20 protein-coding genes are annotated in these 26,186 nt (G+C 72.9%); 6 read left to right on the forward strand and 14 right to left on the reverse strand.

Annotated features, from left to right (window positions below):
* Positions 1 to 125: 125 nt before the first annotated feature.
* On the reverse strand, positions 126 to 2,069 hold the full coding sequence (locus ACTFAP_RS04380) for a PhoX family protein (protein ID WP_500468272.1): 1,944 nt from the start codon (positions 2,067 to 2,069) through the stop codon (positions 126 to 128).
* Positions 2,070 to 2,545: 476 nt separating this feature from the next.
* Positions 2,546 to 4,066 carry an aldehyde dehydrogenase family protein gene (locus ACTFAP_RS04385; protein ID WP_495684883.1) on the reverse strand — a complete coding sequence of 507 codons (1,521 nt, stop codon included), beginning with the start codon at positions 4,064 to 4,066 and terminating at the stop codon, positions 2,546 to 2,548.
* Between the two features lie 123 nt (positions 4,067 to 4,189).
* Between ACTFAP_RS04385 and ACTFAP_RS04390 the strand changes: the two genes are divergently transcribed.
* A complete protein-coding gene (locus tag ACTFAP_RS04390; protein WP_500468273.1) occupies positions 4,190 to 4,960 on the forward strand; it encodes an IclR family transcriptional regulator in 771 nt (256 codons plus the stop codon).
* Between the two features lie 100 nt (positions 4,961 to 5,060).
* On the opposite strand, the gene ACTFAP_RS04395 is transcribed toward ACTFAP_RS04390, so the two are convergent.
* On the reverse strand, positions 5,061 to 5,687 hold the full coding sequence (locus ACTFAP_RS04395; protein ID WP_500468274.1) for a TetR/AcrR family transcriptional regulator: 627 nt from the start codon (positions 5,685 to 5,687) through the stop codon (positions 5,061 to 5,063).
* 72 nt (positions 5,688 to 5,759) lie between these two features.
* Here ACTFAP_RS04395 and ACTFAP_RS04400 point away from each other — a divergent pair, with 72 nt between their 5' ends.
* Entirely contained in the window at positions 5,760 to 7,130 is a 1,371-nt protein-coding gene (locus ACTFAP_RS04400; RefSeq protein WP_500468275.1) for an MFS transporter, read from the forward strand.
* Positions 7,131 to 7,345: 215 nt separating this feature from the next.
* Here ACTFAP_RS04400 and ACTFAP_RS04405 read toward each other — a convergent pair whose 3' ends face one another.
* The 3 genes from ACTFAP_RS04405 to ACTFAP_RS04415 form a co-directional block, all read right to left on the reverse strand.
* Complete coding sequence (locus ACTFAP_RS04405; protein ID WP_500468276.1) at positions 7,346 to 8,758, reverse strand: NCS2 family permease; 1,413 nt, start codon at positions 8,756 to 8,758, stop codon at positions 7,346 to 7,348.
* Between the two features lie 136 nt (positions 8,759 to 8,894).
* On the reverse strand, positions 8,895 to 10,067 hold the full coding sequence (locus tag ACTFAP_RS04410; RefSeq protein ID WP_500469399.1) for a hypothetical protein: 1,173 nt from the start codon (positions 10,065 to 10,067) through the stop codon (positions 8,895 to 8,897).
* 10 nt (positions 10,068 to 10,077) lie between these two features.
* A complete protein-coding gene (locus tag ACTFAP_RS04415; RefSeq protein WP_500468277.1) occupies positions 10,078 to 11,007 on the reverse strand; it encodes a 5-dehydro-4-deoxyglucarate dehydratase in 930 nt (309 codons plus the stop codon).
* A 172-nt stretch (positions 11,008 to 11,179) separates the two neighbouring features.
* Here ACTFAP_RS04415 and ACTFAP_RS04420 point away from each other — a divergent pair, with 172 nt between their 5' ends.
* The gene (locus tag ACTFAP_RS04420; protein WP_046722977.1) at positions 11,180 to 12,049 is read left to right on the forward strand and encodes an NAD-dependent epimerase/dehydratase family protein; all 870 of its coding nucleotides are present in this window, start codon (positions 11,180 to 11,182) and stop codon (positions 12,047 to 12,049) included.
* A 67-nt stretch (positions 12,050 to 12,116) separates the two neighbouring features.
* Here ACTFAP_RS04420 and ACTFAP_RS04425 read toward each other — a convergent pair whose 3' ends face one another.
* The 7 genes from ACTFAP_RS04425 to ACTFAP_RS04455 all read right to left on the reverse strand — a co-directional run bounded on the left by ACTFAP_RS04425 (position 12,117) and on the right by ACTFAP_RS04455 (position 20,700).
* Complete coding sequence (locus ACTFAP_RS04425; protein WP_500468278.1) at positions 12,117 to 13,256, reverse strand: serine hydrolase domain-containing protein; 1,140 nt, start codon at positions 13,254 to 13,256, stop codon at positions 12,117 to 12,119.
* A 101-nt stretch (positions 13,257 to 13,357) separates the two neighbouring features.
* Positions 13,358 to 14,689: a pectate lyase family protein gene (locus tag ACTFAP_RS04430; RefSeq protein ID WP_500468279.1), complete on the reverse strand. Its 1,332-nt coding sequence runs from the start codon at positions 14,687 to 14,689 to the stop codon at positions 13,358 to 13,360.
* An 86-nt stretch (positions 14,690 to 14,775) separates the two neighbouring features.
* Positions 14,776 to 15,930 (reverse strand): Gfo/Idh/MocA family protein, encoded by a 1,155-nt coding sequence (locus ACTFAP_RS04435; protein WP_500468280.1) that lies wholly within the window; start codon positions 15,928 to 15,930, stop codon positions 14,776 to 14,778.
* A gap of 10 nt (positions 15,931 to 15,940) precedes the next feature.
* Positions 15,941 to 17,692, reverse strand: a complete 1,752-nt coding sequence (gene araD / locus ACTFAP_RS04440; protein ID WP_500468281.1) for an L-arabinonate dehydratase — start codon at positions 17,690 to 17,692, stop codon at positions 15,941 to 15,943.
* Positions 17,689 to 18,597 (reverse strand): dihydrodipicolinate synthase family protein, encoded by a 909-nt coding sequence (locus ACTFAP_RS04445; protein WP_500468282.1) that lies wholly within the window; start codon positions 18,595 to 18,597, stop codon positions 17,689 to 17,691. The genes araD and ACTFAP_RS04445 overlap by 4 nt, the downstream gene beginning before the upstream one ends.
* Positions 18,594 to 19,283, reverse strand: a complete 690-nt coding sequence (locus ACTFAP_RS04450; protein ID WP_390122519.1) for a GntR family transcriptional regulator — start codon at positions 19,281 to 19,283, stop codon at positions 18,594 to 18,596. The genes ACTFAP_RS04445 and ACTFAP_RS04450 overlap by 4 nt, the downstream gene beginning before the upstream one ends.
* 190 nt (positions 19,284 to 19,473) lie before the next feature.
* Positions 19,474 to 20,700, reverse strand: coding sequence for a right-handed parallel beta-helix repeat-containing protein (locus ACTFAP_RS04455; RefSeq protein ID WP_500468283.1), 1,227 nt, complete (start codon positions 20,698 to 20,700; stop codon positions 19,474 to 19,476).
* Positions 20,701 to 21,109: 409 nt separating this feature from the next.
* Between ACTFAP_RS04455 and ACTFAP_RS04460 the strand changes: the two genes are divergently transcribed.
* Both ACTFAP_RS04460 and ACTFAP_RS04465 read left to right on the forward strand, forming a co-directional pair.
* A complete protein-coding gene (locus ACTFAP_RS04460; protein WP_495684885.1) occupies positions 21,110 to 21,892 on the forward strand; it encodes a GNAT family N-acetyltransferase in 783 nt (260 codons plus the stop codon).
* A 67-nt stretch (positions 21,893 to 21,959) separates the two neighbouring features.
* Positions 21,960 to 22,535, forward strand: a complete 576-nt coding sequence (locus tag ACTFAP_RS04465) for a DUF4352 domain-containing protein (RefSeq protein WP_500468284.1) — start codon at positions 21,960 to 21,962, stop codon at positions 22,533 to 22,535.
* A gap of 57 nt (positions 22,536 to 22,592) precedes the next feature.
* Here ACTFAP_RS04465 and ACTFAP_RS04470 read toward each other — a convergent pair whose 3' ends face one another.
* Positions 22,593 to 24,095, reverse strand: a complete 1,503-nt coding sequence (locus ACTFAP_RS04470) for a hypothetical protein (RefSeq protein WP_500468285.1) — start codon at positions 24,093 to 24,095, stop codon at positions 22,593 to 22,595.
* Between the two features lie 232 nt (positions 24,096 to 24,327).
* Between ACTFAP_RS04470 and ACTFAP_RS04475 the strand changes: the two genes are divergently transcribed.
* Positions 24,328 to 26,178 carry a DUF8508 domain-containing protein gene (locus tag ACTFAP_RS04475; RefSeq protein WP_500468286.1) on the forward strand — a complete coding sequence of 617 codons (1,851 nt, stop codon included), beginning with the start codon at positions 24,328 to 24,330 and terminating at the stop codon, positions 26,176 to 26,178.
* Positions 26,179 to 26,186 lie beyond the last annotated feature (8 nt).

A 26,186-nucleotide genomic window follows, 5' to 3' on the forward strand; every position in this document is an offset into this window, starting at 1 on the left:
CCTGGCACGGCACCTCGCTGCGTTGCAGAGACGCCCAAGTAGCCCACTACGAGGCCGCCCCTGCGCCTTGCGATGCACCGCACCAGACGCCGCGGGCCTGACCGGCGCTATGTGTCAGACAGGACCTAGGCGCCGATGACGCCGCCGTCCGTGCGGCGGATGGCGAGGGTCGCGGAGCGCGGGCGGCCCTCGGGGTCGAAGTCGGGCCAGTTGCTGACGGCCCGGGGGTTGCCGGGGGTCGGCTCGCCCCAGGCGGGGGTGGCCTCGCCGGGGTGCTGGACGTTGACGAACAGGGTGCGCTGGTCGGGGGTGGTGATCACCCCGGTGATCTCGCAGCCGCGCGGCCCGGTGAGGAAGCGCCGGATCTCGCCGGTGTGCGGGTCGGCGGCGAGCATCTGGTTGTTGCCGATGCGGTCGTAACCCTTCTCCGGCAGGTTCTGGGAGGAGTTGGAGACGTCGGTGAGGATCCACAGCCGGCCGTCCGGGTCGAACCACAGGCCGTCGGGCGATCCGAAGCGGGTCTCGTCGGTGAGGTCGGTGCGCTCGTCGTACGCGGGATCGCCGGCCAGCAGGAAGATGTCCCAGGTGAACGTGGTGGCGGTGTTGTCACCGCGGGACTCGCGCCAGCGGATGATGTGCCCGTACGGGTTGGGCGTACGGGGGTTGGCGGCGCCGCCCCGGCCGCTGCCGTTGGTGAGCGAGCAGTACACGTCCTGGTTGGCGGGGTTGACGGCGATCCACTCCGGGCGGTCCATCGGGGTGGCGCCGAGCGCGTCGGCGGCCTCGCGGGTGCGCAGCAGCACATCGGCCTGGTCCGCCCAGCCGTTCGTGCGGGTCAGCGGCCCGGTGCCGTGGGTGAGCGGCAGCCAGCGGCCCGTGCCGTCGTCCTCGAAGCGGGCGACGTACAGCGTGCCGTGGTCCAGGGGGCTGCGGCCCCGGGCGCGCTGGTCGCGCCAGGTGCCCTCGCCGATGAACTTGTAGAGGTAGTCGCCGTCCTGGTCGTCCCCGGTGTAGGCGACGATCCGGCCGCGCGCCTCGGTGGTGACGCAGCCCTCGTGCTTGATGCGGCCCAGCGCGGTGCGTTTGACGGGGACCGCGTCGGGGTCCATGGGATCGATCTCCACGACCCAGCCGAACCGGTTGGCCTCGTGCGGGTTGACGGCGATGTCGAAGCGGGGGTCCGCCTCGTGCCAGCGGTAGCCGAAGCCCTCGTGGTCGATGCCGTACCGGGCCTGTTCGGGGGTGGGTTCCCAACCGGGGCGCTCGGTGCCGAAGTAGGCGTTGAAGTTCTCCTCGCAGGCGAGGTAGGTGCCCCAGGGGGTCACGCCGTGCGAGCAGTTGTTGATGGTGCCCCGGGGCGGGCCGTCGGCGCGCAGCGCGGGGTGCCGCGGTCCCACCGGTCCGGAGAAGGTGACGGGGGTGTCGGTGGTGACGCGCCGGGCGCGCGGCGAGTCCGCGACCTGCCAGCCCCGGTCGTCGGTGCGGACGAGTTCGACGATGCTGACGCCGTGCGCGGCGAGGGCCTTGGCGACCTTCTCGCGGGTCATCTCGGCGTCGCCGTCCGGGAAGAGGAGTTGCTGGTCGATGTACTCGTGGTTGAGGACGAGCAGGCCGCGGCGGCTGCCCTCGGCGCCCTTGCCGAGCGGGAAGAAGTGCATGCCGTCGTGGTTCATGCCGACCTGCTCGGCCTGGTCCGCGGCGGAGTTGGAGGCGTCCTTGCGCCAGGCGGGTCCGCCGGGGCGGATCGGGGTGCCCCAGGGGATGATGACCTGTGCCTCGTACCCGGCGGGCAGGGTGATCCCGTCGGCGTCGGAGGTGGGGACCGGGGTGAAGCCGAGGGTGGGCCGGCGGCCGGTGGGCCCCGTCGGCGGGGGGCCGGGGGTGGCCTGCGCGGTACTGGTACTCCCGGTGAGAAACCCGGCCGCGGCGGCGACGGCACCGGAGGCGAGCACGGACCGCCGGCTGAACCGGGCGGCGGCGACCTCGTGGAAGGGCCGGTTGGCCGAGGGGTTGGAACTCACCTCGTCCGGGTCGAACTCAGGGAAGACCGGGCGACGCTGGACGGACATCCGCTGATCCTTACTTCCGGAAACAGGACATTTCCGAGAGGTTAGGAGCGATCAGGGGTCGCGTGAAGCATCAAAGGTGACAACACGACCAGTTTTCGCCGGACAGCGGAGCGACGGCGACGTCGTCGCCGCAGGGACGGCAGCGTGCGCCGCGCCGGTGACACGGACCCCGTACGGAAGGCGGCCCAGCCACCGGGGCCGGACCACGGGAACGGACGGGGCCCCGCCGGGCCGTGCGGGCCGGCTCGCGGTCGGGTGCCGGGCGGGATCGCGGCCTGTGCGGGCCGCGGGAACCGGCGGTGGGACGAGCGGTCCCCAGGCGTGCCGGTGGCAGGGGGAACGGCGGCGCCCCGGTCTGTACGGGAGGCCGGCGGACCGGGCCGCGAGGACCGGGCCGCGCGCACAGCCGCGAGGACCGGAAGCCCATGGCTTCCGGCCCTCGTGGCGCCTGTGCGCCGGCGTGCGGGGGTGGGCGGTCAGCCCTCGCGCTTGCCGTTCACCCGGCGGGGCAGGCCCAGCGGGTTGGCGTCCTTCAGTTCCTGCGGGAGCAGGGCCTGGGGGGTGGACTGGTAGGCGACCGGGCGCAGCCAGCGTTCGATGGCCGTGGCGCCCACCGAGGTGGAGGTGGAGGTGGTGGCGGGGTACGGGCCACCGTGGTGCTGCGCGGTGGTGACCGCGACGCCGGTGGGCCAGCCGTTGACCAGGACGCGGCCGGCGAGCGGGGTCAGCTCGGCGACGAGCGCGGCGCCGTCGCCGCTCTCCCCCGCCGCCTCGGCCGTGCTCAGCTGCACCGTGGCGGTGAGGTTGCCGGGCAGCCGGTCGAGCACCTGGCTGATCTCCTGGCCGTCGGTGTAGCGGGCGATCACGGTGACCGGCCCGAAGCACTCCTCGATCAGCAGTTCGTGGGCGCTGCCGTCCTCCGCGAGCCGGGCGGCGGGCACCGTGAGGAAGCCGGGGACGACCGTCTGCTCCTCGCCGCCGCCGGCGGCGGTGCTGGTGGTCACCTCCGCCAGTTCCGTACGGGCGGCGACGCCGCTGATGAAGTTGTCGCGCATCCGGGTGTCCAGCAGGACGCCGGGGGCGGCGGCGGCGAGCTTCTCGCCGAGGGTGGCCACCAGCCGGTCGCCCGCCTCGCCCTGCGGGGCGAGGACGAGTCCGGGCTTCACGCAGAACTGGCCGGTGCCCAGGGTGACCGAGCCGGCCAGGCCCTCGCCGATCTCCTCGGCGCGCTCGGCGGCGGCGGCCTCGGTGATGACGACCGGGTTGAGGCTGCCCAGTTCCCCGTGGAAGGGGATGGGGGTGGGCCGGGCGGCGGCGGCGTCGAACAGCGCGCGTCCGCCGCGTACCGAGCCGGTGAAACCGGCCGCCGAGACCAGCGGGTGCTTGATCAGCTCGATGCCGGCCTCGAAGCCGTACACCACCGAGACGACGTCCTCCGGCAGCCCCACCTGGGCGGCGGCGCGGCGCAGCGCGGCGCCGGTCAGGGCGGAGGTGGCGGGGTGGTCGGGGTGTGCCTTGACGACGACGGGGCAGCCGGCGGCGAGCGCGGAGGCGGTGTCGCCGCCGGGCACGGAGAAGGCGAGCGGGAAGTTGGAGGCGGAGTAGACCGCGACCACGCCCAGCGGGATCTTGTAGCGGCGCAGATCGGGCCGGGGCGGGGTGAGGGAGGCATCCGCGTGGTCGATGATGACGCCGAGGTAGGCGCCGTCCTCGATCTCGTCGGCGAAGGCGCGCAGCTGGCCGGTGGTGCGGCCCAGCTCGCCGGTCAGCCGGGGCAGGCCCAGGGCGGTCTCGGCGTCGGCCGCGGCGATGATGGCTTCGCGGTCGGCCTCCAGCGCGTCCGCGGCGGCCCGCAGCAGGGCGATCCGGGTGTCACGGTCGGCGAGCCGTCCCACCGTGGCGTGCGCGGCGCGGACGGCCTGGTCCACGTCGGCGGCCGTGGCCTCGGTGGTGACCTGTTCCCGCCGCTTTCCGGTCCGGGGGTCCACGCTCCACACTGGTTCTGCTGGCACCGGTCGTTCCTCCCGCACTGAACGTTCGATATGCTGAACACCGTCCCTGTATGTGAATAGGGAACGTGCAGTGACTCTATAGCGGTTCGAACAAAGGGGTCAAGGTCGATGGCAGCCGGTGAGACAGGCGCATCCCCGGTCAAATCCGCGGTGCGGACCGTGGAACTCTTGGAGTTCTTCGCGGGGCGTCCCGGCATGCACTCGCTCGCCGACGTGCAGTCGGCGGTCGGCTACCCCAAGTCGAGTCTGTACATGCTGCTGCGCACCCTGGTGGAGCTGGGGTGGGTGGAGACCGACCCGACCGGCACCCGGTACGGCATCGGGGTGCGGGCGCTGCTGGTGGGCACCTCGTACATCGACGGCGACGAGGTGGTGGCCGCGGCGCGCACGACGCTGGACCGGCTCTCGGACGAGACCACGGAGACCATCCACCTGGCCCGCCTGGACGGCACCAGCGTGGTCTATCTGGCCACCCGGCAGTCGGACCACTATCTGCGCCCGTTCACCCGGGTCGGCCGCCGGCTGCCGGCGCACTCCACCTCGCTGGGCAAGGCGCTGCTGGCCACGTATCCGGACGAACGGATCAGGGAACTGCTGCCACCTCGGCTGGAAGCGCTGACCGAGCACACCGTCACGGACCGCGAGCAGCTGATCGAGGAGCTGGGGACGGTGCGCGAGCGCGGGTACGCGATCGACCGTGAGGAGAACACCGTGGGGCTGACCTGTTACGGGGTGGCCATCCCGTACCGGACCCCGGCGCGCGACGCGATCAGCTGCTCGGTCCCGGTGGCCCGGCTGACCCCCTCCCACGAGCAGCAGATCAAGGAGGCGATGCTGCACGCGCGGGACCGGCTCACGCTGGCCACCCGTCATCTGTAGCGGCGCCTGACGCGGCGCGCCGCCGGGCGGAGTGACCCGAGCGGCGGTCTCGCGTCGCCGGGCCGTGATCCGGCCGGCCCGGAGGTGGACGATCAGCGCATCACGCCGGGTGCGCCGCCCGCCAGGCGGGAGTGGCGACGCCCGCCAGCACGGTGCCGACGACCTGTTCGGCCAGGTCGGGACCGATGGGCAGGTGGTTGAACAGGGCCCGGTAATAGGTCGTGGCCCCCAGCATGTCCAGCAGGAGGTCGATGTCCGCGTCCTCGCGGATGTCGCCCCTAGCGATGCCCCGGCGCAGGGCCGCCGCGGTCGTGGCGCGCCGGGGGTGGAAGAAGCGGTCGAGGAAGGCCGCTTCCAGCTCCGGGTCGTCCGACAGATCGGCGACCAGTGCCGGGAGCGCGCGGCGGCCGATGTCGGTGGTGAACGCCTGGGTGAGGGTGGTGATCCCGGCGATCAGGTCGCAGTGGGTGCAGCCGGTGTCCGGGGTGGGCTCGGTGCCGATCGCCACCGCCAGCGCGTCCACCACCAGGTGCTGGCGGGAGCGCCAGCGCCGCCGCAGCGCGGGTTTGCTGGTGCCGGCCCGGCCGGCGACCGCCTCCAGGGTGAGTTTGCCGTAGCCGCTCTCGTTGAGGATCTCCAGCACGGCTTGAGGCACGGCCTCGTCGATGCGTACGTCCCGTGGCCTGCCGGGTCGCTGCTGCGGGGCGCCGGTGGGGGTGCTGAGCATGCCTCCACTATAGGTAAGCTTCAATAACGTTTCGATGCAGAACGAAACGAAATTAGTGGAGGAGAGACCCCTATGGCCCGGCAGAGCGTCCTCGCACCGCCGCATCGCGCACTCACCCTCGGCGTCATCCTGTCCGTCAGCACCGTCGCCTTCGAATCGCTCGGTGTCGCCACCGTGCTGCCCGACGTGGCGCGCCGGCTCGACGGCCTGGGCTCCTACGGCTGGGGCCTGTCCGCGCTGATGCTCGCCAACATCATCGGCACCGTGCTCGCCGGCCGCGCCGCCGACCGCGGCGGCGTGCGCAGCCCCATGGCGCTCGGCCTGCTCGTCTTCGCCGTCGGCTGCGCCCTCGCCGGCGCCGCCGGAAACTGGCCGCTGTTCCTGCTCGGCCGCTTCGTCCAGGGGCTCGGCGTCGGCGCCGTCATGGCCATGGCCTACACCGTGATCGGCCTCGCCTACCCCGAGCGGCTGCGCGCCCGGATGTTCGCGCTCCTCTCCTCCGCCTGGACCATCCCTTCCCTCATCGGCCCGGTCCTCGCCGGCACCCTCACCGAACACACCACCTGGCGCGCGGTCTTCCTGCTGGTGCCGCCGCTGGTGGGCATCGCCGCCCTGCTCACCCTCCCCGCGCTGCCCGCCTCCGCCGCCTCCCCGGCGTCCGCCGGGGACACGGCCGCCGACCGGCGCGGCCCGCTGATCGCCGCCACTGCCCTCACCGTGGGCACCGCCGTCTTCCTCCAGGCGCTGCTGCTGCGCAACATCCCCGTGCTCGTCCTGCTGGTGATCGCCGGGCTCGCCCTCGCCGTCCCCGCCCTGCGCCGGGTCACCCCCGAGGGCACGCTGAGCCTGCGGCGCGGCATCGGGGCGGGCGTCGGCATCCGGGCCCTGCTGTGCGCCGTGTACTTCGGCAGTGAGGCGTTCCTGCCCCTGGGCCTGCAGGAGGTGCGCGGTCTCGGCGCCACCGAGGCGGGCCTGGGCCTGGCCGCCGGGGCGGTCACCTGGGTGGCGGGCTCCGCGCTCCAGGCCCGCCGGGACACCGCCGTGGCCGGCGCGCGCGGCCGGGCCACGGCGTACGGGTTCGCCGTGCTCCTGGCCGGGGTGCTGCTCATCGCGGTGGCCATTTTGACCCATGCCATACCGGCCCACGTCGCCATCCTCGGCTGGGCGGTCGGCGGGCTCGGGATGGGCATGGCCTTCAACGCCTCCACCACCGACACCCTCGAACAGACCCCGGCCGAGCGGCAGGGCGAGGTGAGCGCCGCGCTTCAGCTGGCCCAGACCCTGGCCACCGCCGTGCTCGCTGGGCTGGGCGGGGCCGCCATCGCGCTCGCCGGGGACGACGCGGACGGCACCCGTACCGCACTGGTGGCCACCTTCGCCTTCACCGGCGTGCTCGCCGCCCTGGGTGCGGCGCTCTCCGGGCGGCTGCGGGCGAAGGTCTGACCGCACACGACGGCGCGCCCCGGGCCACCTGGGGGTGGTGAGCAGGTGGAGGCGGAATCCCCGGGAGAAGCGGGAGTGGGAGCGGCAGCAGCCGTATCCGGCGTGTCCGGCCAGGAGTCACACCCAGGCCGACGGACGCCCTTCGCCGTGGCCGCCGCCAGCCCACACACAGCGGCCTCACTCATCCGGGCCCGGGGCGCGCGTGCGGGGCACCGTCAGCTGACGCCGAGCACCTGCTGCACCGGGTCGATCGCGAAGTAGATCACGAACAGGGCGCCGGTCAGCCACAGCATCCAGTTGATCTCGCGGACCCGGCCGGTCGCGATCTTCATCAGCACGTAGGTGACGAAGCCGGCGCCGATGCCGTTGGTGATCGAGTAGGTGAAGGGCATCACGGCGATGGTGACGAACGCCGGGACGGCCAGGGTGTAGTCGTTCCAGTCGATCCGGGCCACCTGCGTCATCATCAGGAAGCCGACCGCCACCAGCGCGGGCGCCGCGGCCTGGGCCGGGACCACCGCCGCCAGCGGGGCGAACAGCAGGGCCAGCGCGAACAGCGCGCCGGTGATCAGGTTGGCGAAGCCGGTACGGGCGCCCTCACCGACGCCGGCCGCCGACTCGATGTACGAGGTGCCCGAGGAGGCGGAGGCCGCCCCGCCCGCGGCAGCCGCCAGGCCGTCCACGAACAGCAGCCGGCCCAGGCGCGGCACCCGGCCCTTCTCGTCCAGCAGCCCGGCCTCGCCGGAGACGGCGACCGCGGTGCCCATGCTGTCGAAGAAGTCCGTCAGGAACAGCGTGAAGGTGATGAGCAGCACGGTGATCCAGGTGATCTCACCGAACGCGCCCAGCAGGCTGAACTGGCCGAGCAGGCCGAAGTCGGGGGTGCCGACGATGTCGTCCGGCAGCTGGGGCACGGTCAGGCCCCAGGCCAGGTCGTCGATGTCGGCGATGGAGTTGATGATGATCGCCACGACGGTGGTGACGACGATCGAGATGAGGATGGCGCCCTTGGTCCTGCGGGCCATCAGCGCCAGCGTCAGCAGCAGGCCCAGGCAGAACACCAGCACCGGCCAGCCGGTCAGTTCGCCGGTGGCGCCCAGCGACAGCGGGGTGCCGTCGCCGGGGGCGGTGAAGCCGGCGTTCACGAAGCCGATCAGGGCGATGAACATGCCGATGCCGACCCCGATGGCCTGCTTGAGCGCCATCGGGATCGCGTCCATCACCTTCTGCCGCAGCCCGGTGGCCGCCAGGGCGCACAGGATGAGCCCCTCGATCACCACCAGGCCCATGGCGTCGGGCCAGCTCATCCGGGGCGCGATCTGGTAGGCGACCATCGCGTTGATGCCGAGCCCGGCGGCCAGGGCCAGCGGCAGGTTCGCGGTGATGCCCATCAGCACGGTCATGATCGCCGCCACCAGCGCGGTGACCGTGACCACCTGCTGGAAGTCCAGCTGGTTGCCGTAGGCGTCCTCGGCGCCGCTGAGGATGATCGGGTTCAGCACCAGGATGTAGGCCATGGCGAAGAACGTGGCGAGCCCGCCGCGCACCTCCCGGCCCAGGGTGGAGCCGCGCGCCGATATCTGGAAGAAGGTGTCGGCACGTTCGATGAGTGCGGGGCGGGGCGGCATGGGCTTCCTCGGTGATGTGGTCCGGGTGGCACGAAGGTGTGCGACCGGGGGATTCTGCCTGCCAAGCCAGCCGGATAGGTTTACGCGGCGTAACACGATGCCGCACCGTTACGGAATCGCGTTCTCGGGGCACCGCTCAGGGCAGCCGGGCGAGAGCGTGCCGGACCAGGGCCAGATCATCGGCGGTGGCCAGGCCGGCGTGGTAGAGCCGCAGTTCGGTGGCGCCCAGAGAGGCGGCGTGTGCGGCGTCGTCCACCAGGGTACCGGGGCTGCCACCCATTCCCGCGACGACCTGGAAGTTGGCCGCCAGCACCGTGTCCGCCCGGCGGTGCGCGGCGAACGGCGGCAGCACTGCGGTCCGGGCCCGCTCACCGCCGGTGCACGGCAGCACCACCCCGTCGGCGTGGTCCAGCACCGCCTTCGGGTCGACGCCGGCGTTGGCGCCCAGGGCGCCGGGCGCCGGGTGGGCGTGCAGCAGCACCCGGAAGTGCGGCAGTCCGCGCTCGCGGGCCCGCTCCCGTACGGCGGCCACCGTCTCCCGCTGGAAGGTGTCGGCCGCCGCGCCGCGCCAGCCGGCCACCGCCGCCGCGTCCCGCCCGCTCAGCTCGCCCTCGACGGACCGCCCCTCCCAGGCCGGGGCCAGCAGCTCCCGCACCCGGGCGCGCAGGCCCAGCGGTTCTGCGCCGTGCTCCGCGTACCCCCGCTCGCACACGGCGCAGAAGCACAGGGACATCAGCCACCGCCCGTACTCCCCCAGCGGGGCCCCGGCGATCTTGTCGTGCGCGTGCGGGTGCTCCAGGCCGTACCAGCCGCAGGACTCCAGTTCGGTGCCGGTGGTGCCGGGGCGCACCGCCGCCTCGGCGGCCAGCCGGACCGCGTACGCGCGCACCTCGGGGCGCGCGATGCACGGCGCCCAGGGGTAGTGGTCGCCGTGCGCGTTGCGCACCGTGCTGTCGGGGTGCTCGCGGCCGAGCCGGGAGTTGTGGGCGAGGATCACCCACGAGTGGACGTCGAGCCCGGCGGCGGTGAGCGCGCCGGCGGCCTCGCCGTACGGGTCTTCGCCCGGCAGCCAGGTCTGGGCGGCGGGGCGCAGCGCGGATCCCGCCCAGTGCGCGGGGTCGGCCGGGTAGTACACGGCGGAGTGCCGGGCCGTGACGATGCGGTGGCCGGGGTGGCGCGGGGTGAGGGCTCGGGTGGCGTGGTACGCGGCGGCGAGGGTGACCTGCTGGACGCCGAGGCCGGCGATCAGCTCGGGGGCGGCGGGGTCGCCGGTGACGTCCCAGGGGTAGAGGAAGGCGGCGGTGCGCATCGGCATCGGGTCAGCGTCCTAGCAGGGTGAGGCCGCGCTCGATGAGCGCGGCGAGTTCGGTGACGTGGGCGGGGGTGGGCTCGGTGAGCGGGGCGCGCACCGGGCCGACGTCCAGGCCGCGCAGCCGTACCCCGGCCTTGATCAGGGAGACGGCGTAGCCCTTGCCCCGGTCGCGCAGCTCGACCAGGGGCCGGTAGAAGCCGTCCAGGAGCCGGTCGGCGGTGTCCCGGTCGCCGGTGGCGAGCGCGGTGTGGAAGGCGAGGGCGATCTCGGGGGCGAAGCAGAAGACGGCGGAGGAGTAGAGGTCCACGCCCAGGGCGCGGTAGGCGCTCTGGGTGAGTTCGGCGGTGGGCAGTCCGTTGAAGTAGCGGAACTCCTCGCCGGGGGCGTCGGTGCGCACCGCGCTGATGACGCGCTGGAGCAGGTCGAGGTCGCCCAGGCCGTCCTTGAAGCCGGTGATGCCCGGGACGCGGGCGAGTTCGACGACGGTGGCGGGGGTGAAGACGGCGTTGTCGCGCTGGTAGACGATGACGTCCAGGCTGGTGGCGGCGGCGATCCGGGTGTAGTGGTCGAGCAGGCCGTGCTGTTCGGCGCGCACCAGGTAGGGGGGCAGGGCGAGCAGTCCGTCGGCGCCCGCGGCCTCCGCGCTGCGCGCGAAGTCCACGGCGAGGGCGGTGCCGTAGCCGGTGCCGGCGACCACGGGGAGGCGTCCGGCGGCCTCCTCGACGGCGGCGGCGACGCAGGTGCGGAACTCCTGGGGGGTCAGGGCGTGGAACTCCCCGGTCCCGCAACAGGCGAAGATGGCTCCGGCGCCCGCTTCGATCCCGGCGCGCAGATGGGCACGGTAGGTGTCGGTGTCGAGGGCGCCGTCCGGTCCGTAGGCGGTCACGGGGAAGAAGAGCGGACCCGCCAGCCGTGCGGCGAGTGAGGTGGTCGTCATGCGGGCCCCCAGGGACTCGTACAGGATGATGACTATCGTCCATATACCTGAACGACCACGCTAGATGAGTACGGAATCAATGGTCAACAGGTCATTGACAGCACGTTGACGGGCACACGGCGACCACTTAGCGTGTCCCGATATATGAATGATATTTATGGATGGAGACTCGATGAGTGCCGCTGAGCCCACAGGTCGTACCGGATCCACGGTTCTGCTCACCGGAGCCGCCGGCGGCGTGGGCACCCTGATGCGGGAACTGCTCCCCGCTTACGGCTATACGCTGCGGCTGCTCGATGTGGTCCCCGTGCCCGGCGCCCCGGAGGCCATCACCGCCGACCTCGGTGACCGGGACGCGCTGCGTGAGGCGGTGCGCGGGACCGACGCCATTCTCCATCTCGCGGGGATCTCCCTGGAATCCTCCTTCGAGAAGATCCTGCGCGCCAATATCGAGGGCACCTACAACCTCTACGAGGCCGCCCGCGAGGAAGGGGTCCGCCGGGTCGTCTTCGCCTCCAGCAACCACGCGATGGGCTACCACCCGTGGCCCGCCGCCGGCGCGGACACCCCGCTGCTGCCGGCCGACGCCCCGCACCGCCCCGACACCTTCTACGGCCTGTCCAAGTGCTTCGGCGAGGATCTGGCCCAGCTGTACTGGGACAAGCACGGTATGGAGACGGTGTCGGTCCGGATCGGGTCGCTGTTCCCCGAACCCAACTCGGTGCGGATGCTGTCGATGTGGCTGAGCCCCGAGGACGGGGCCCGGCTCTTCCACGCCGCGCTGACGGCGCGGGAGGTCGGCCACACCGTCGTCTACGGCTCCTCGGCCAACACCCGCCTGGTGTGGGACCTGGCCACCGCGCGCGGCCTCGGCTACGCGCCGCAGGACGACTCCGAGAAGTTCGCGGAGAAGCTGATCGCCGAACAGGGCGAGCTGGACCTGGCCAACCCCGACCAGGCGCACCTGGGCGGGCACTTCGTCACCAGCCCGCCCCAGTGGCCGGTCGGGCACCGGCCGCACCCGACCCCCGAGGCGGACTGAGCGCGGCGCACCCGGCGACGGCCGGGCGGGTCCTGCCCAGGGCCCGCCCGGCGGCCGGGCCGTCCCTTCACGCGCCCAGGGCCAGCGCGCAGGCCCGCGCGGTGCGGGCCAGCCGCTCCGCGTCGGGCCCGGCACCGCCCGGTACCGGGAAACGGCGGCGCACATAGCCGAAGGTGAGGCCGGAGCGCGGATCCGCGAAGGCCATCGAGCCGCCCGCCCCGTCGTGTCCGAAGGATCCGGCCCCCAGGAACGGCAGCCCGATCATGAAGCCGACGCCATACGGGCGGTGGATGTCCAGCACCAGGTCCTGGCCCGCCACCTGAGGCAGCGCCCACCCGCCGTAGGTCTCCGGGCGCAGCAGCGGCGGCCGGCGGGTGCCGTCCTCGTCCGCCGTGCCGTGCACGGCCGCCGCGTAGAGCCGGGCCAGGCCGCGCGCGCTGCCCACTCCCCCGGCCGACGCCTGGCCGCCGGCCCGGATCAGCCGGGAGTTGGGCCATTCCCACAGCGGCCCGGCGTCCGGGCGGTGTTCGTTGCCGGCGATGCCGCCCAGGCGGTCGGGCGCGAACGGGTTCTCCGGCAGCGGATCGGGCGGCAGCACGGTCGCCACCCGCTCCTCATACTCCTGCGGCAGTCCCAGGAACATCTCGATGCCGTACGGGCGGCGGATCCGCTCCTCGTACACCTGCTGGAGCGTGCGTCCGGTCGCCCGGCGCACCACCTCGCCGAGCAGCGCGCCGATGGTCGCCGTGTGGTAGCCGAACAGCCCGCTGTCCGGGTTCCAGTACGGGCGGTGCGGGGCCAGCAGTTCGGCCAGTACGCGATCGTCCGCCAACTCCGCGAGGCCGAACCCGGCCTCGGTGCCGATCGCGCCGGCCCGATGGGTCAGCAGCTGCCGCAGGGTGACTCGTTCCTTGCCGGCCACGGCGAACTGCGGCCAGTAGTGGCGCACCGCGCGATCGAGGTGCAGCACGCCCTCCTGCGCCAGCAGCGCGGCGGTCAGATAGGCGGCGCCCTTGGTGGAGGAGAACACCCCGATCAGCGCGTCGCCCGCGAGGCCCGGCCCGCCCCACAGATCGACGACAGGGCGGCCGTGCAGGTAGGCCGCGACCTGTGCCGAGTGCTCCGGATCGGCGGCGAGCAGCGCCGCCAGCTCCTCCCGCACCGGCTCGAATCCCCGGGCCGTGCGGCCGTGTGTCTCGCTCAACACCTGTGCCTTCTCTTCCGTTCCGTTGTCCGAAAGTATGCCCGCGCGACGGTGCCCCGGCGGGCGTGCGCCCGCCGGGGCACCGTTGCGCAGCGGCGCGCGGATCAGCCGATGAGCCGGCCGCTGCCCGCGTAGAGGCCCACCAGGACCGGCACCGCCGCCGGGTGGTCGACCCGGGTGCGCAGCTCGGGGGTCCAGCCGGCGTCCTCGCCGACCGTGCGGGCCGGCCCGGTGGCGTGGTAGGCGGCGATCAGGTCCACCGGGCGCCCGTTGAACCAGTTGTTGCCCGCGCTCAGCGACTGGCCGTCGTTGAAGGGCCGGATGACCCGGTCGGGGGTGGTTCCCCGGGCGAGCGTGAACGCGTTGTGCTCGGCGACGAGATGGGACTCGAAGCCGACACCCCAGCTGTAGCCGAACCGGCCGCCCGCGTCCTGCCGGTAGTGGTTGTTGTAGACGTCCACCTGGCCGAAACGGACCCGGGGCGCCCGCTCGTTGACGTTGTGGAAGAGGTTGTGGTGCAGGGTGATCCGCAGCCGGCCCCGGTCGTCGGCGCCCGCGCCGTCACCGTTGCCGATGATCATGGTCTTGTCGTGCTCGCGGAAGACGTTCCAGCTGACCGTCACCAGGTCCGTACCGCGCACCATGTCCAGCAGCCCGTCGTGCTGCTGGTACAGCCGCCCGAAGTAGTGCGGCAGCCCGCTGTCGGGGTTGCGGCCGTCGGTGAAGGTGTTGTGGTCGATCCACACGTGGCGTGCGCCGCGCAGCTCGATGGCGTCGTACTCGGAGTTCCAGTTGCCGTACTGGCCGTCCGTGGGATCCCAGGAGGGGAAGCAGTCGGCGGCGTCCTCCAGAGTGAGGTTGCGGATGATCACGTTCTCGGCGTTCTGCACGCTCAGGCTGGCGCCCAGCAGACGGGCGTCGCGGCCCTCGCCGATGATGGTGGTGTTGGAGCCGACCGACAGCCGCACCCGTTCGCGCTGCGCGAGCTGGGAGGCGTGCCGGGCGTCCTCGACGGGCCCTTCCGGCTCGCGCTCCCAGCCCCACACCTCCGGGTCGTAGGCGGCGAGATAGTCCTCGATGGTGTAGCCGTCGACCGCGTAGTCGGCGCAGCCGAGCACCCGGCCCGCGTCGTCGGTGTTGACGTCGACCGTGCCCCTGATCTTGATGATCTTGGGGGTGGGGTCCTGGTCGTTGAGCGCGGCGACCAGCCCGGCGCGGTCGGTGACCGTGTACGTGTGCGCCCGGTCGGCGCCCGACCCACCGGTCACCCCGCCCTCGGCCGAGCCCCAGCCGTCACCGGCCCCCAGGACCGTACGGGAGGGGTCCGGCAGGCCCGCGGGGCCGGCGGCCTGGGCGGAGGCCCCCAGCGGCAGCAGGCCCACGGCCAGCGCGGCGCACCCGGCGAGGGCACCGGCTCTCAGACGGCGTACGGGCATGGCGACTCCTTCAATTCGGCGGTGAACAAAGGGGAATGCGGACAAGCAGTGGAACGGGGCGGGCGCGGGGCGGCGTACGGGCCGGGTCAGCCGGCCCAGGGCACCCCCAGCTCGGAGTACAGCGCCAGCCGCCGCGCCCCGGCGGCGGTCAGCGCGTCGATACCGTCGATGATCCGGCGCGGCCCCTGCACGGCGGGCTCGGTGCGCCAGGCGGCGTCCGGCAGCACCCGAGGCTCGGGCGCGGTGCGGACCGCCTCCACCAGCCGCATGAAACCGCCGGTGCGCTCCGGGGGCACCAGCAGCGCGGTGTCCGGGTCCCGCAGATGGGCGATCAGGTTCTCCAGCAGATCGGTCCGGCCGTGGTCGGTGTACTCCGGCTCGTGGCCCTCGCGTTCCAGCAGCACCCGGTCCTGCTTGTACCAGAAGGTGATGCGGCCCCGTTCGCCGTGCACCTCGACGTACGGCTCGCCCGGCTGCTCGGCGGCCAGCGTGACGGCGGTGACGATCGGCGTACCGCCCGGCGTGGTCATCCGGGCGCTGGAGGTGTCGTCGGAGGCGATGTCATTGACCCGGTACAGCTCCAGGTCGATGGTGGCGATGTCCTCGGCGCGGTCGGCCCGCGCGATGCACAGCGCGGTGGCCACGGCGTGCGCGAGCGGGTTGGTGAGCACCCCGTCCACCACGTCCCGGCCGTCCGGGGTGCGGCGCAGCCCGCCCCACGGCGCGCGCTGCCAGTACGCCTCCTCCCGCACCCAGGCACCGGCCGCCCCGTACCCGCGCACCGCACCGATCGCCCCGTCGTCGATCAGGGCACCGATGTACGGCAGCGCGTGCGAGCCCAGGGACTGGAAGCCGATCTGGCACCGCACGCCGGCCGCCGCGGCCCCGTCGGCCATCCGCCAGAACTCCGCCAGCGAGGGGGCCGGCGGCTTCTCCAGCAGGATGTGCGCGCCGGCCGCGGCGGCGGTCAGCGCCAGATCGGCGTGGGTGTGGATGGGGGTGCAGATGATGACGATCCGGGCACCCGTGCGCTCCAGCAGCTCCGCGAGGTCGGCCGACTGGACGGGGGCGCCGAGCCCCTCGCCCAGCTCCTCGGCGCTCAGCGGCTGGAGTTCGCAGATCCCGGCGAGGGTGACGGCGCCGCTCGCCGTCAGCCGGCGCAGATTGCGCAGATGCCAGCGGCCGTGCCCCCGGGCGCCCACGAGCACCACGGGAAGCGGGTTGTTGCTGTTCGTTGTCATGAGTGGCCCTTCAGCCCGCGTACGGCTCGGGCACCTCGCCCGGCTGGGAGAGGAAGGCGAAGTCGCAGCCGGTGTCGGCCTGGGTGATGTGCTGCTCGTACAGCACGCCGTACCCGCGGCCGTACCGCAGCGGCGGCGCCTGCCAGTCGGCGCGGCGGCGCTCCAACTCCTCGTCGTCCACGTGGAGGTGGAGGCGGCGTCCCTCGACGTCCAGGGTGATGAGGTCACCGGTGCGCACCAGCGCCAGCGGGCCACCGACGTGCGACTCGGGGGCGATGTGCAGCACGCAGGCCCCGTAACTGGTGCCGCTCATCCGGGCGTCGGAGAGCCGCACCATGTCGGTGACGCCCTCCTTGAGCAGGTAGTCGGGGATCGGCAGCATCCCGTACTCGGGCATGCCGGGGCCGCCGAGGGGGCCCGAGCCGCGCAGCACCAGGACGCTGTCGGCGGTGATGCCGAGCTCCGGGTCGTCGATGTTCTTCTGCATGGTCTTGTAGTCGTCGAAGACCACGGCCGGGCCGGTGTGCTGGAGCAGGTGCGGCTCGGCGGCGATGTGCTTGATGACGGCGCCGTTGGGAGCGAGGTTGCCGCGCAGCACGGCGACGCCGCCCTCGGGGGCGAGCGGGTTGTCCAGGGTGCGGATGACGTCGTCGTCGTGGACGAGGGCCCCGGCCAGCTGCTCGCGCAGGCTGGGGTGGCTGATGGTGGGCCGGTCCAGGTGGAGGTGCTTGTCGCCCAGGCGCGCGAGCAGTCCGGGAAGGCCGCCCGCGTAGTGGAAGTCCTCCATGAGGTGGGCGCCGCCGGGCCGCAGGTTGGCCAGCACCGGGACGGTACGGGCGATGCGGTCGAAGTCGTCCAGGGTCAGGTCCACGCCCGAACGGCCGGCCATCGCGATGAGGTGGATCTCGGCGTTGGTGGAACCGCCCAGCGAGAGCACCGTGGTGACGGCGTCCTCGTACGCCTCGCGGGTGAGGAACTTCGAGAGCTTCTCACCGCGCTTGACCAGCTCCACGGCGCGCAGGCCGGCGGCGGCGGCCATCCGGCTGTGGCCGGAGTCCACGGCGGGGATGGAGGCGGCGCCGGGGACGGTGACGCCCAGGACCTCGGCGGCGGAGGTCATGGTGGAGGCGGTGCCCATGGTCATGCAGTGGCCCGGCGAACGCGCCAGCCCGCACTCCAGTTCGGCCAGCTCGCAGTCGCCGATCTTCCCGGCCCGCTTCTGGTCCCAGTACTTCCACATGTCGGTGCCCGAGCCGAGCGTCTCGCCGCGCCAGTGGCCGCGCAGCATCGGCCCGGCCGGCACGAAGACGGTCGGCAGATCGACGCTGGCCGCGCCCATCAGCAGCGCCGGGGTCGTCTTGTCGCAGCCGCCCATCAGCACCGCGCCGTCCACCGGGTAGCTGCGCAGCAGCTCCTCGGTCTCCAGGGCGAGGAGGTTGCGGTACAGCATGGGGGTGGGCTTCTGGTACGTCTCGGAGAGCGTCGAGACGGGGAACTCCAGCGGGAAGCCGCCGGCCTGCCACACCCCGCGCTTGACGGCCTCGGCCCGTTCGCGCAGATGCTGGTGGCAGGGGTTGATGTCCGACCAGGTGTTGAGGATGGCGATCACGGGCTTGCCCATGTGCTCCTCGGGCAGATAGCCCAGCTGCCGGGTACGGGCCCGGTGCGAGAACGAGCGCAGCCCGTCCGTGCCGTACCACTGGTGGCTGCGCAGGGTGGCCGGGTCGAAGTCCTCGGCGGGGTGCGCGCTCTCCTCGCTCATCGCACGTCCCACCCTTCGACGATGGCGGCCACGGCCGCGCGGCCCTCGGCCGACAGCGGGGCGCTGGGCGGCCTGATGTCGCGGCGGGCCAGGCCCAGCACGGCCAGGGCCTCCTTGACCACGGACACGTTGTTGGCCGACTGCTGGGCGGCGCGCAGCTCCTCGAAGCCGCGGATCCGCTCCCAGACCTTCATGGCGACGGGGTAGTCCCCGGCGCGCAGCGCGGTCAGCATGTCGAGGGAGACCGACGGCGCGACGGTCACCAGGCCCGAGGTGAAGCCGGTGGCGCCGGTGGCGAAGTAGCCGGGCGCGTACAGCTCGGCGAGGCCGGCCACCCACACGAACCGGTCCAGGCCCGCCTCGCGGGCGAAGGTGGCGAACCGTACGGCGTCCGGCACGGCGTACTTCACGCCGATGACGTTGGGGCTCAGCTCGCCGAGCCGGGCCAGCGCCGACCCCTCCAGGAGCGGGTTGCGCACGTAGGGGACCACGCCGAGACCGGGTACCGCCTCGGCGATGACGCGGTGGTACTCCACCCAGCCCTCGGCCGAGACGTACGGGTTGACGGGCTGGTGCACCATCACGAGGTGCGCGCCGGCGTCGGCCGCGGCGCGGGCGTCGGCGACCGCGGTGGCCGGGTCCAGGCCGATCCCGACGACGATCTGCGCCTCGTCGCCGGCCTCGGCGACGGTCAGCTCGACCTCCAGCCGGCGCTCGGCGGGGGTGAGGGAGTAGAACTCACTGGTGTTGCCGTTCGGCGTGAGGGTCCGGATGCCGCCGTCGAGGAGCCTGCGCAGCAGCGCGCGGTAGGTGTCCTGGTCGAGCGCGCCCTCGGCGTCGAACGGGGTGACCGGGATGGCCACCACATCGGCGAGGGCGGCGCGCTGGGCCGCGAAGTCGGTCATGGTGTCTTCTCACTGCCTTCCTTGGGGAGCGCGTCCTCGGGAAACGCCCGGGACACAAACCCCGCTATGTGCGCGTGCAACAGCCGGGCGGCGCCGTCGGCGTCGCCCTCCTCGGCGCGGGCCAGGATCGCCCGGTGCTCGTCCGCCTCGCCGTCCCAGCTGGGGGTGATCTGCCAGGCGACGGAGGAGACGAGGGCGGCCTGATCGCGCAGGTCGTCAAGGGTCTTCACCAGCAGCGGGTTGCCGCAGGGGGCGTACAGGGCGCGGTGGAAGTCGCGGTTGGCCTCGGCGCGGTCGGCGGCGTCGGTGGCGGCCAGCGCGCGGGCCAGGGCCTCGCGGGCCGGGGCCAGCTCGCGGCCGGCGGCGACGGTGCGGCGCAGCGCCTCGGGCTCCAGCAGCTGCCGGATGTCGTACACGGCGCGGGCCATGCCGGCGTCCACGGTGCGTACGGCGGCGCCCTTGTACTCGTTCATCTCGACCAGCCCACGGCCCGCGAGGGTCTTCAGCGCCTCGCGGACCGGGGTCTTGGACACCCCGAAGCCGGCGGCCAGTTCGGTCTCCACCAGGGGCGACCCGGGCGCCAGCGCTCCGCTGAGGATGGCGTGGGTCAGATGCTCCAGGACGTAGCTGGTCCGGGAGGGGATGGGGACGGGAACCGGGGGTGTGCCGGGACGCGGGGGGCTCATGGCGTGGGCTGGCTCGTCTCGTATATGAGATATGGCGTATGACGTATGAGGTGCACAGCGCACGCTAGAGGCAGGCGCGGGGGACGTCAACGGTTGGGACAGAACTGGGGGAAAGGGCTTTCTACGAACCACCGGCCGACCCGCCGCGCACCTCCGCGCGAACGGGCCGGCCGGTGTCCCGCCGCTGCGATCAACTACAGGTGTTGCGACTGGAGTTGTTCAGGGTGAGATTGCGGAACTGGATGTTCACGCCGCACGGGTTCTCAGTGACCGCCGAGTTGGTCACCGTGAGGTTCTGGAGGGTGACGTCCCGGGTGTTGGCGAACTCCGTACGGGCGGCGATCCGGATGTCCCCGGGGCCGGTGACCGTGCCGCTGACGGCCGCGAGGGTCACGTTGTAGCAGTTCTCGATGAGGATGGCGTTGTTGCCGGTCTGCGCGATGTCGATGCGGTCGATCACGGCGCCGCCGCTCTCCGACACGCAGAAGATCCCGCGCCCGCCGCCGCGGGCGATGACCTCGCCCACCCGGATGTTCGTGGGGTAGCTGTCCCCGACCCGGCCGTTGCGGTTGGCCATCCGGAACGCCGCGTAGCCGGTCCCCGTCCCGGTGCCCTGGCCGTCGACCCGCTGCACGGTGGCGTTGATGGTGTCGTTCAGCAGGAGCCCCGAGTAGGCCGTGTTCCGGGCCGTGACGGTCCCGATGGTCAGCCCGTCGACCCCGTACGTCTCCACCCCGTGGTTGTTGGTGCCGGAGACGTAGACGTTGTCGATGCGGACATTGCGGGTGCGGACATTGCGGTTGCTGTGGTTGTCGATCCGGACGCCGAGCCCGCCGGAGAGCCGCAGATCGAGCTGGCCGAGGGTGATGTTCGTCCCGTTGCGCACGAACACCCCGAAGTAGGGGGCGCCGGTGACGTTGAGGTACGGCACCTCGATGTCGGTCACGTTGCGCCCGCGCACCACGGCGTGGTCACCGCCCGGGGTGCCCGTGACGTTGATCGTGCCGCAGACCTCCAGGATGGTGTAGCTGGGCAGGTCGAGCGACTGGTTGGCGGGCATGTTCCCGGACCCGCGCACCACGACGCGCTGCTTGCTGGTGCGCCCCGGGGTCAGGCTGTTCACCGCGGCCCGCATGGCGGCGAGCATGTCGGTGCCGGAGTACCCGGGCGCGGTCCAGGTGTTGCCGTTCTGCACGGCTTGGGCGTGTGCCCCGGAGTCGCCGCAGGCCAGGGCGCCGACATCACCGGCGGTGACCGCGTCGGCGGTGGCCCGGGGTTCGGCCGCGTCGGCGGCGGAGGCGCCGCCGGCCCCGGTGAGGGTGGCGGCGGCCGTGACCATGGCGAGGAAGCCGGCGACGACGAGGGAGGACCTCCGCCTGCGGAAGGGCGTCACGGCTCTGATCTTGCGCGTTCCCATGCGTTCTCTCCTACGGTGGGGGGAGTGTGCTGAAACGATTCACGAGAAGCGCGGGAACGTCCCGTACCCGGTGCTCGCGAACCGGAGGAGCGTGCGGGGACCACAGGCCGGGTGAAAGCGCTTACGGCTGGCGCGCGCAAGGGACCCGGCCTCTCCGGGATCCTCGCAACGGCCCCCAGCCGCGTCAAGAAGAACGACGGCACGGGGACGTGCGGCGCGCCACGACAGGCCGGCTCGGGCCGCGTCAGCGCCCGCGCGGCGCCCGGAGTCCACCGGAATCCGGTGTCCGGCTCGACCGGCTTGTGATGGGGTGGTCGCGCGGCAGATACCAGGACACGAGTGAGCGGAGCCGGAGCGGATGAGGGACGAGAGCGGCAGGACGGACGGGACGGACGGGATCGCGGCCCGGATGGAGCGGAACCTGGCCGAGCACGCCTGCCATCTGCACCGGCGGCTGGTCGGGGCGTCCGTCGTGGAGGGTGGTGATCTGCTGGTCGCCGACAGTGGGCTGGCCGACGACACGTTCAACATCGTGGCCGGGGCACGGTTCTCGCTCAGCACCGCCGACTCCCGGATCGCCGGGACGGCGCGGAACCTGGCGGCCACCGGGCGGCCGTTCTCCTGGTGGGTGGGCCCGGCCTCCTCCCCCGCCGATCTCGGCGAGCGGCTCGCCGCCGCCGGGTTCGGCGCGGCCGAGCGGGAAGCCGCCATGTGGAAGGCCCTCGCGGAGCCGCCGCCCCCGGCGGCCCCCGCGCCCCGTGGTCTCACCATCCGTCCGGTGACCACCGCCGCCCAACTGGCGGACTACGCCGCCGTGCTGTCCGCCAACTGGGAGCCGGCCTCGGCCACCGTCGTGGAGTTCTTCCGCCGCACCGCCGGCTTCGCGCTCGCCCCGGACAGTGCGGCGCGGTACCTGGTGGGCTACGACGGGGACCGCCCGGTCAGCTCGGCCGAGGTGTTCCACCACGCGGGCGTGGCCGGTCTCTACAACATCAGCACCCTGGCCGCCGACCGCCGACGCGGCCACGGCACGGCGATGACCGCCGCCGCGCTGCGCACCGCGTACGGGACGGGCGCCCGTACGGTGGTGCTCCAGGCCTCCGCGCAGGGCGAACCCGTGTACCGCCGGCTCGGCTTCGTCTCCCTGGGGTACTTCACCGAGCATCCGCTCGGCGTCGCCCAGGGTGCGTGACCCGCCAACGAGCGGCTACCCTGCATGATCACCACATCATCTGCATGTCCTCGGGGGACTCATGAACATGCGCGCACGCCGCGCCGCCGCCGCCTGCGACGACAGCGACGCGGCCCTGCCCGTCCCGACGCAGAGTCAGCCCCCCGGGGACGACGACGCGTCCGACGGCGACGCCGGTGAGGAGGAGACGCAGGAGCCGCCCGCGCCGGACACCCGGGGGCAGGACGACCTCGACCTCGGCACCACCCACACGTGGGAGCACAGCGGACTCGCCGTCACCGTCGACCGGATCGAGGCCCTCGACCCGGCCGCCATCGAGGAGTGGGAACGGCCGGAGGAGGGGCTGACCCCGTTCCGGGTGCACGTGACCGTTGCCAACACCGGTGACGCGCCGGCCGATCTCGACTCGCTCGCGCTGAGCGTGGCCGGTGCCACCAGCGGCGGCGAGGTGGAGTTCGGCATGTACGAGGGCGACGAGCGGCTGACCGGCCGTCTCGCTCCGGGAGTGAGCGCCGAGAAGAGCCAGAGCTGGGCCTTCGACACCGGGGCGCACGGCGCCGACATCCTCATCACCGCCTCCTACTGGGGCGACGACGAGGACCTCCGGGCGGATGACCCCCAGTGGATCGGCAGCATCCGCTGAGCGGTGCCCGGCACCGGAAAGCTCCCCGCACCCGAGGTGCGGGGAGCTTCCTTGTCACTACTGCCCGCGGTTGCGCGCCCGCAGCGCCGCCTTGCGGGCCTCCTCGGCCAGGGCGCGGTCGGGGTGCAGGCGGCCCATGGCCTCCAGAACCTCGGCCGTGGCGGGGTGTTCGACCCGCCAGGCGTGCTCGAAGAAGGAGCTGTGCTGGACCGTCAGGCCGTCGATGAGGGTGCGGAGTTCGTTCTCCTCTTCCTCCTCTTCCTCGTCGACCGTCGCCAGCTGGGCCGCGAGGGTGTCGATCGTCAGCCAGAAGATCAGGTCCTCGTCCGGCGGCGGTACGTCCGCGGCGCCGCGTTCCGCCAGCCAGACACGCGCCAGGCCGCCCAGTTCGCGGTCCGCCAGGACCTCCCGCAGGGCCGGCTCGGCCGGTGCGCCCACGAGGGCGAGCGCCAGCTGGCAGCCCAGCCGCCGCAGCGGCGCGTCCTCGTCCGTGCCGCGCGCCGCCGTCAGCAGTTCCCGGGCGGCGGCCAGCGGGTCGCGGTCCGCCAGCCATGCCTCGGCCTCCGCCTGGGCCGCGCCGTGCGCGCGGTGCGGGAGCTCGGTCAGCAGCGCCCCCGCGCCGGCCGTGGCCAGGTCGCCGACGGCCGGGGCGTTCAGGCCCGCCTCCCGCATCCGGCGGCGTACGCCGTACACCCCGAGCGGGGTCAGGCGCACCTGGCCGTAGCGGGTCAGGTCCTCCTCCTCCGCCGGGAGTTCGTCCGCCGTCTCCTCGCCCTCGGCCACGATGAGGGTCTGGTCCACCGGGTCGTACTCCAGCAGCCCGGTGCCCTCCAGGACCCGGAACTGCTCGTCCAGCCGCATCATCACCGACGAGACCTCCTCCAGGGTCTCGTCGCTGGGCTCCTCGCCGCCCTCCGGCTCCTCCTCGTCCGGGACGACGAGGGCGGCGGCGACCACCGGCAGCGGGACCATGGCGCCGGACGCCACGTTCTCGTCGGTGGCGGCGAGCAGATAGAGCTGGGCCAGGGCGGAGTCCAGGAAGGCGGCCTCCTCGTCGGGGTCCCACTCCAGGGCGTCCAGGTCGAAGGTCTCGGGGTCGAACGACTCCAGGTCCTCACCCAGCAGGTCTTCGATGGTGGGGGTCGCGGCGTCGGCGAGCACGGCTTCCAGGCCGTCCGCCCAGATGTCGAGGATCTCCTCGGGGGCGCCGGCCGTCAGCCGGTCCAGCTCCGCTCCGGGCGTGGCGGTGCCGGCCGCCGCGCCGGGCTCGCCGTCCTCCTCCTCGGTGACGTCGACGAGTCCGGTGTCGACGGCGAAGTTCCATGCCTCGACGGTCAGTTCCGTGGCGTACTCGTGCGCGTCCAGGCCGAGCGCCGCGATCGCCTCCGGCAGTCCTTCGGCGAGCAGCTCCGCCCCGGCGCCGACCGGGACCCCGGGGCGGGCCCAGCGGGCGAGGGCGGCGGCCCGGGAGACCAGCGGGACGGCCAGCGCGTCGCGCGCCAGTTCCGCCTCGGTGGGCAGCCGCACGGGGGGCAGGGTGGGCAGGTCCGCACCGGACATGATGTGGGGGCTCCTCGGCAACGATGGCGTGTCGGTTCAGCCTAGAGCGTGATCCACAGCACGCCCAAAGACACAGCGCACCGGCCCGCGAGCCTTCGGCGCCGGTTCACGGGAAAGTCCCCCGGCCGACCCCTGCCAGGCGTTGACAACACCTGGCGCGTACGGGAGCTTTACGCGCGTAGAAGTGCAGCGCTGTCCCCAACAGGTCCCCCACCCGCCCCCGGAGGGCATTTTGTTCGCTCTGTCCCGCCCGTCCAGACGCGCCACCGCCGTGGGCGCGTTCGGCGTCTCGGCCGCTCTCGGCGCCACGCTCCTGGTCACCTCGCCCTTCTCGGCCTCCGCCGCCGACGCCGGCGAGCTGCGCATCCACGACATCCAGGGGAACACCCGCATCTCCCCGTTCCGGGGCGAGCAGGTCACCGACGTGCCCGGAATCGTCACGGGGGTACGGACGTACGGCTCGCGCGGCTTCTGGATCCAGGACCCGCGGCCCGACAACGACCCGGCCACCAGTGAGGGCATCTTCGTCTTCACCAACGCGGCGCCCACCGTCGCGGTCGGCGACTCGGTGACCGTCAGCGGTGCCGTCACCGAGTACTACTACGGCGGCGTCGCCCGGGGCGACACCTCGCTGACCCAGATCTCCCGGCCCACCGTCTCCGTGGTCTCCTCCGGGAACGAACTGCCCGCGCCCGTCGTCCTGGACGCCGACGCGATACCGGCCAGGTACGCCCCCGAGGGTGACAGCGCCGACGGCAACAGCATCGAGAACCTGCCGCTGCGGCCCGAGAAGTACGCCCTGGACCTGTACGCCTCGCTGGAGGGCATGAACGTCCAGGTCGAGGACGCCGCCATCGTCGGCCCCAGCACCGCGTACTTCGAGCTGTGGGTCAACGTCCAGCCCGAGCTGAACGCCACCTCCCGCGGCGGCACCCGCTACGCCTCGTACGAGGACCCCAACCCGGGGCGGCTGAAGGTGGAGTCGCTGGTGCCGGTGGGCCAGGCGCCGTTCCCCACCGCGAACACCGGGGACACGCTGAGCGGTGTCACGGCGGGCCCGCTGGACTTCGACGAGTTCGGCGGCTATCTGGTGGCCGCCCGTGAGCTGGGCACCGTCACCTCCGGCGGCATCGAGCCGGAGACCACCCGCGCCCAGGAGCGCAAGGAACTGGCGGTCGCCGCGTACAACGTGGAGAACCTGAACCCCGGCAACGAGCAGGCGAAGTTCGACCGGCTGGCCGCCGGCATCGTCGATCACCTCGCCTCCCCCGACATCGTCGCCCTGGAGGAGATCCAGGACGACAACGGCGCGGTGGACGACGGCACGGTGAGCGCCGAGCTGACCCTGACCCGGTTCACCGACGCGATCGTCGCGGCCGGCGGCCCCCGCTACGACTGGCGCGGCATCGACCCCGAGGACGGCCGGGACGGCGGTCAGCCGGGCGGCAACATCCGCAACGTCTTCCTCTTCAACCCGGACCGGGTCTCCTTCACCGACCGTCCCGGCGGCGACGCCACGACCGCCGCCTCCGTGGTCAAGGAGCGCGGCAAGGCGGCGCTCACCCACTCCCCCGGCCGGATCGAGCCCACCGACGCGGCGTGGAACGCCAGCCGCAAGCCGCTGGCCGGCGAGTTCAGCTTCCGCGGCACCCCGGTGATCGTGATCGCCAACCACTTCAACTCCAAGGGCGGGGACCAGTCCCTGTACGCGCGGTACCAGCCGCCGACCCGCTCCAGCGAGACCCAGCGCCTGGCCCAGGCCGAGCTGGCCAACTCCTTCGTCCGCGACATCGTCCGGGTCCAGAAGAACGCCCAGGTCGTGGTGCTCGGTGACATCAACGACTTCGAGTTCTCCGGCACCACCGCGGCGCTGACCTCCGGCGGGGTGCTGCGCAGCGCGGTCCACTCGCTGCCGGCCGCCGACCGCTACACCTACCTCTTCAACGGCAACGCGCAGGTGCTGGACCAGACGCTGGTCTCGCCCGGCATCAAGAAGTTCGACTACGACATCGTGCACATCAACGCCGAGTTCGCCGATCAGGCCAGTGATCACGATCCGCAGGTAATCCGTTTCAAGCCCTGAGCGGGGGC

This window comes from Streptomyces sp. PH9007 (genome assembly GCF_059813725.1).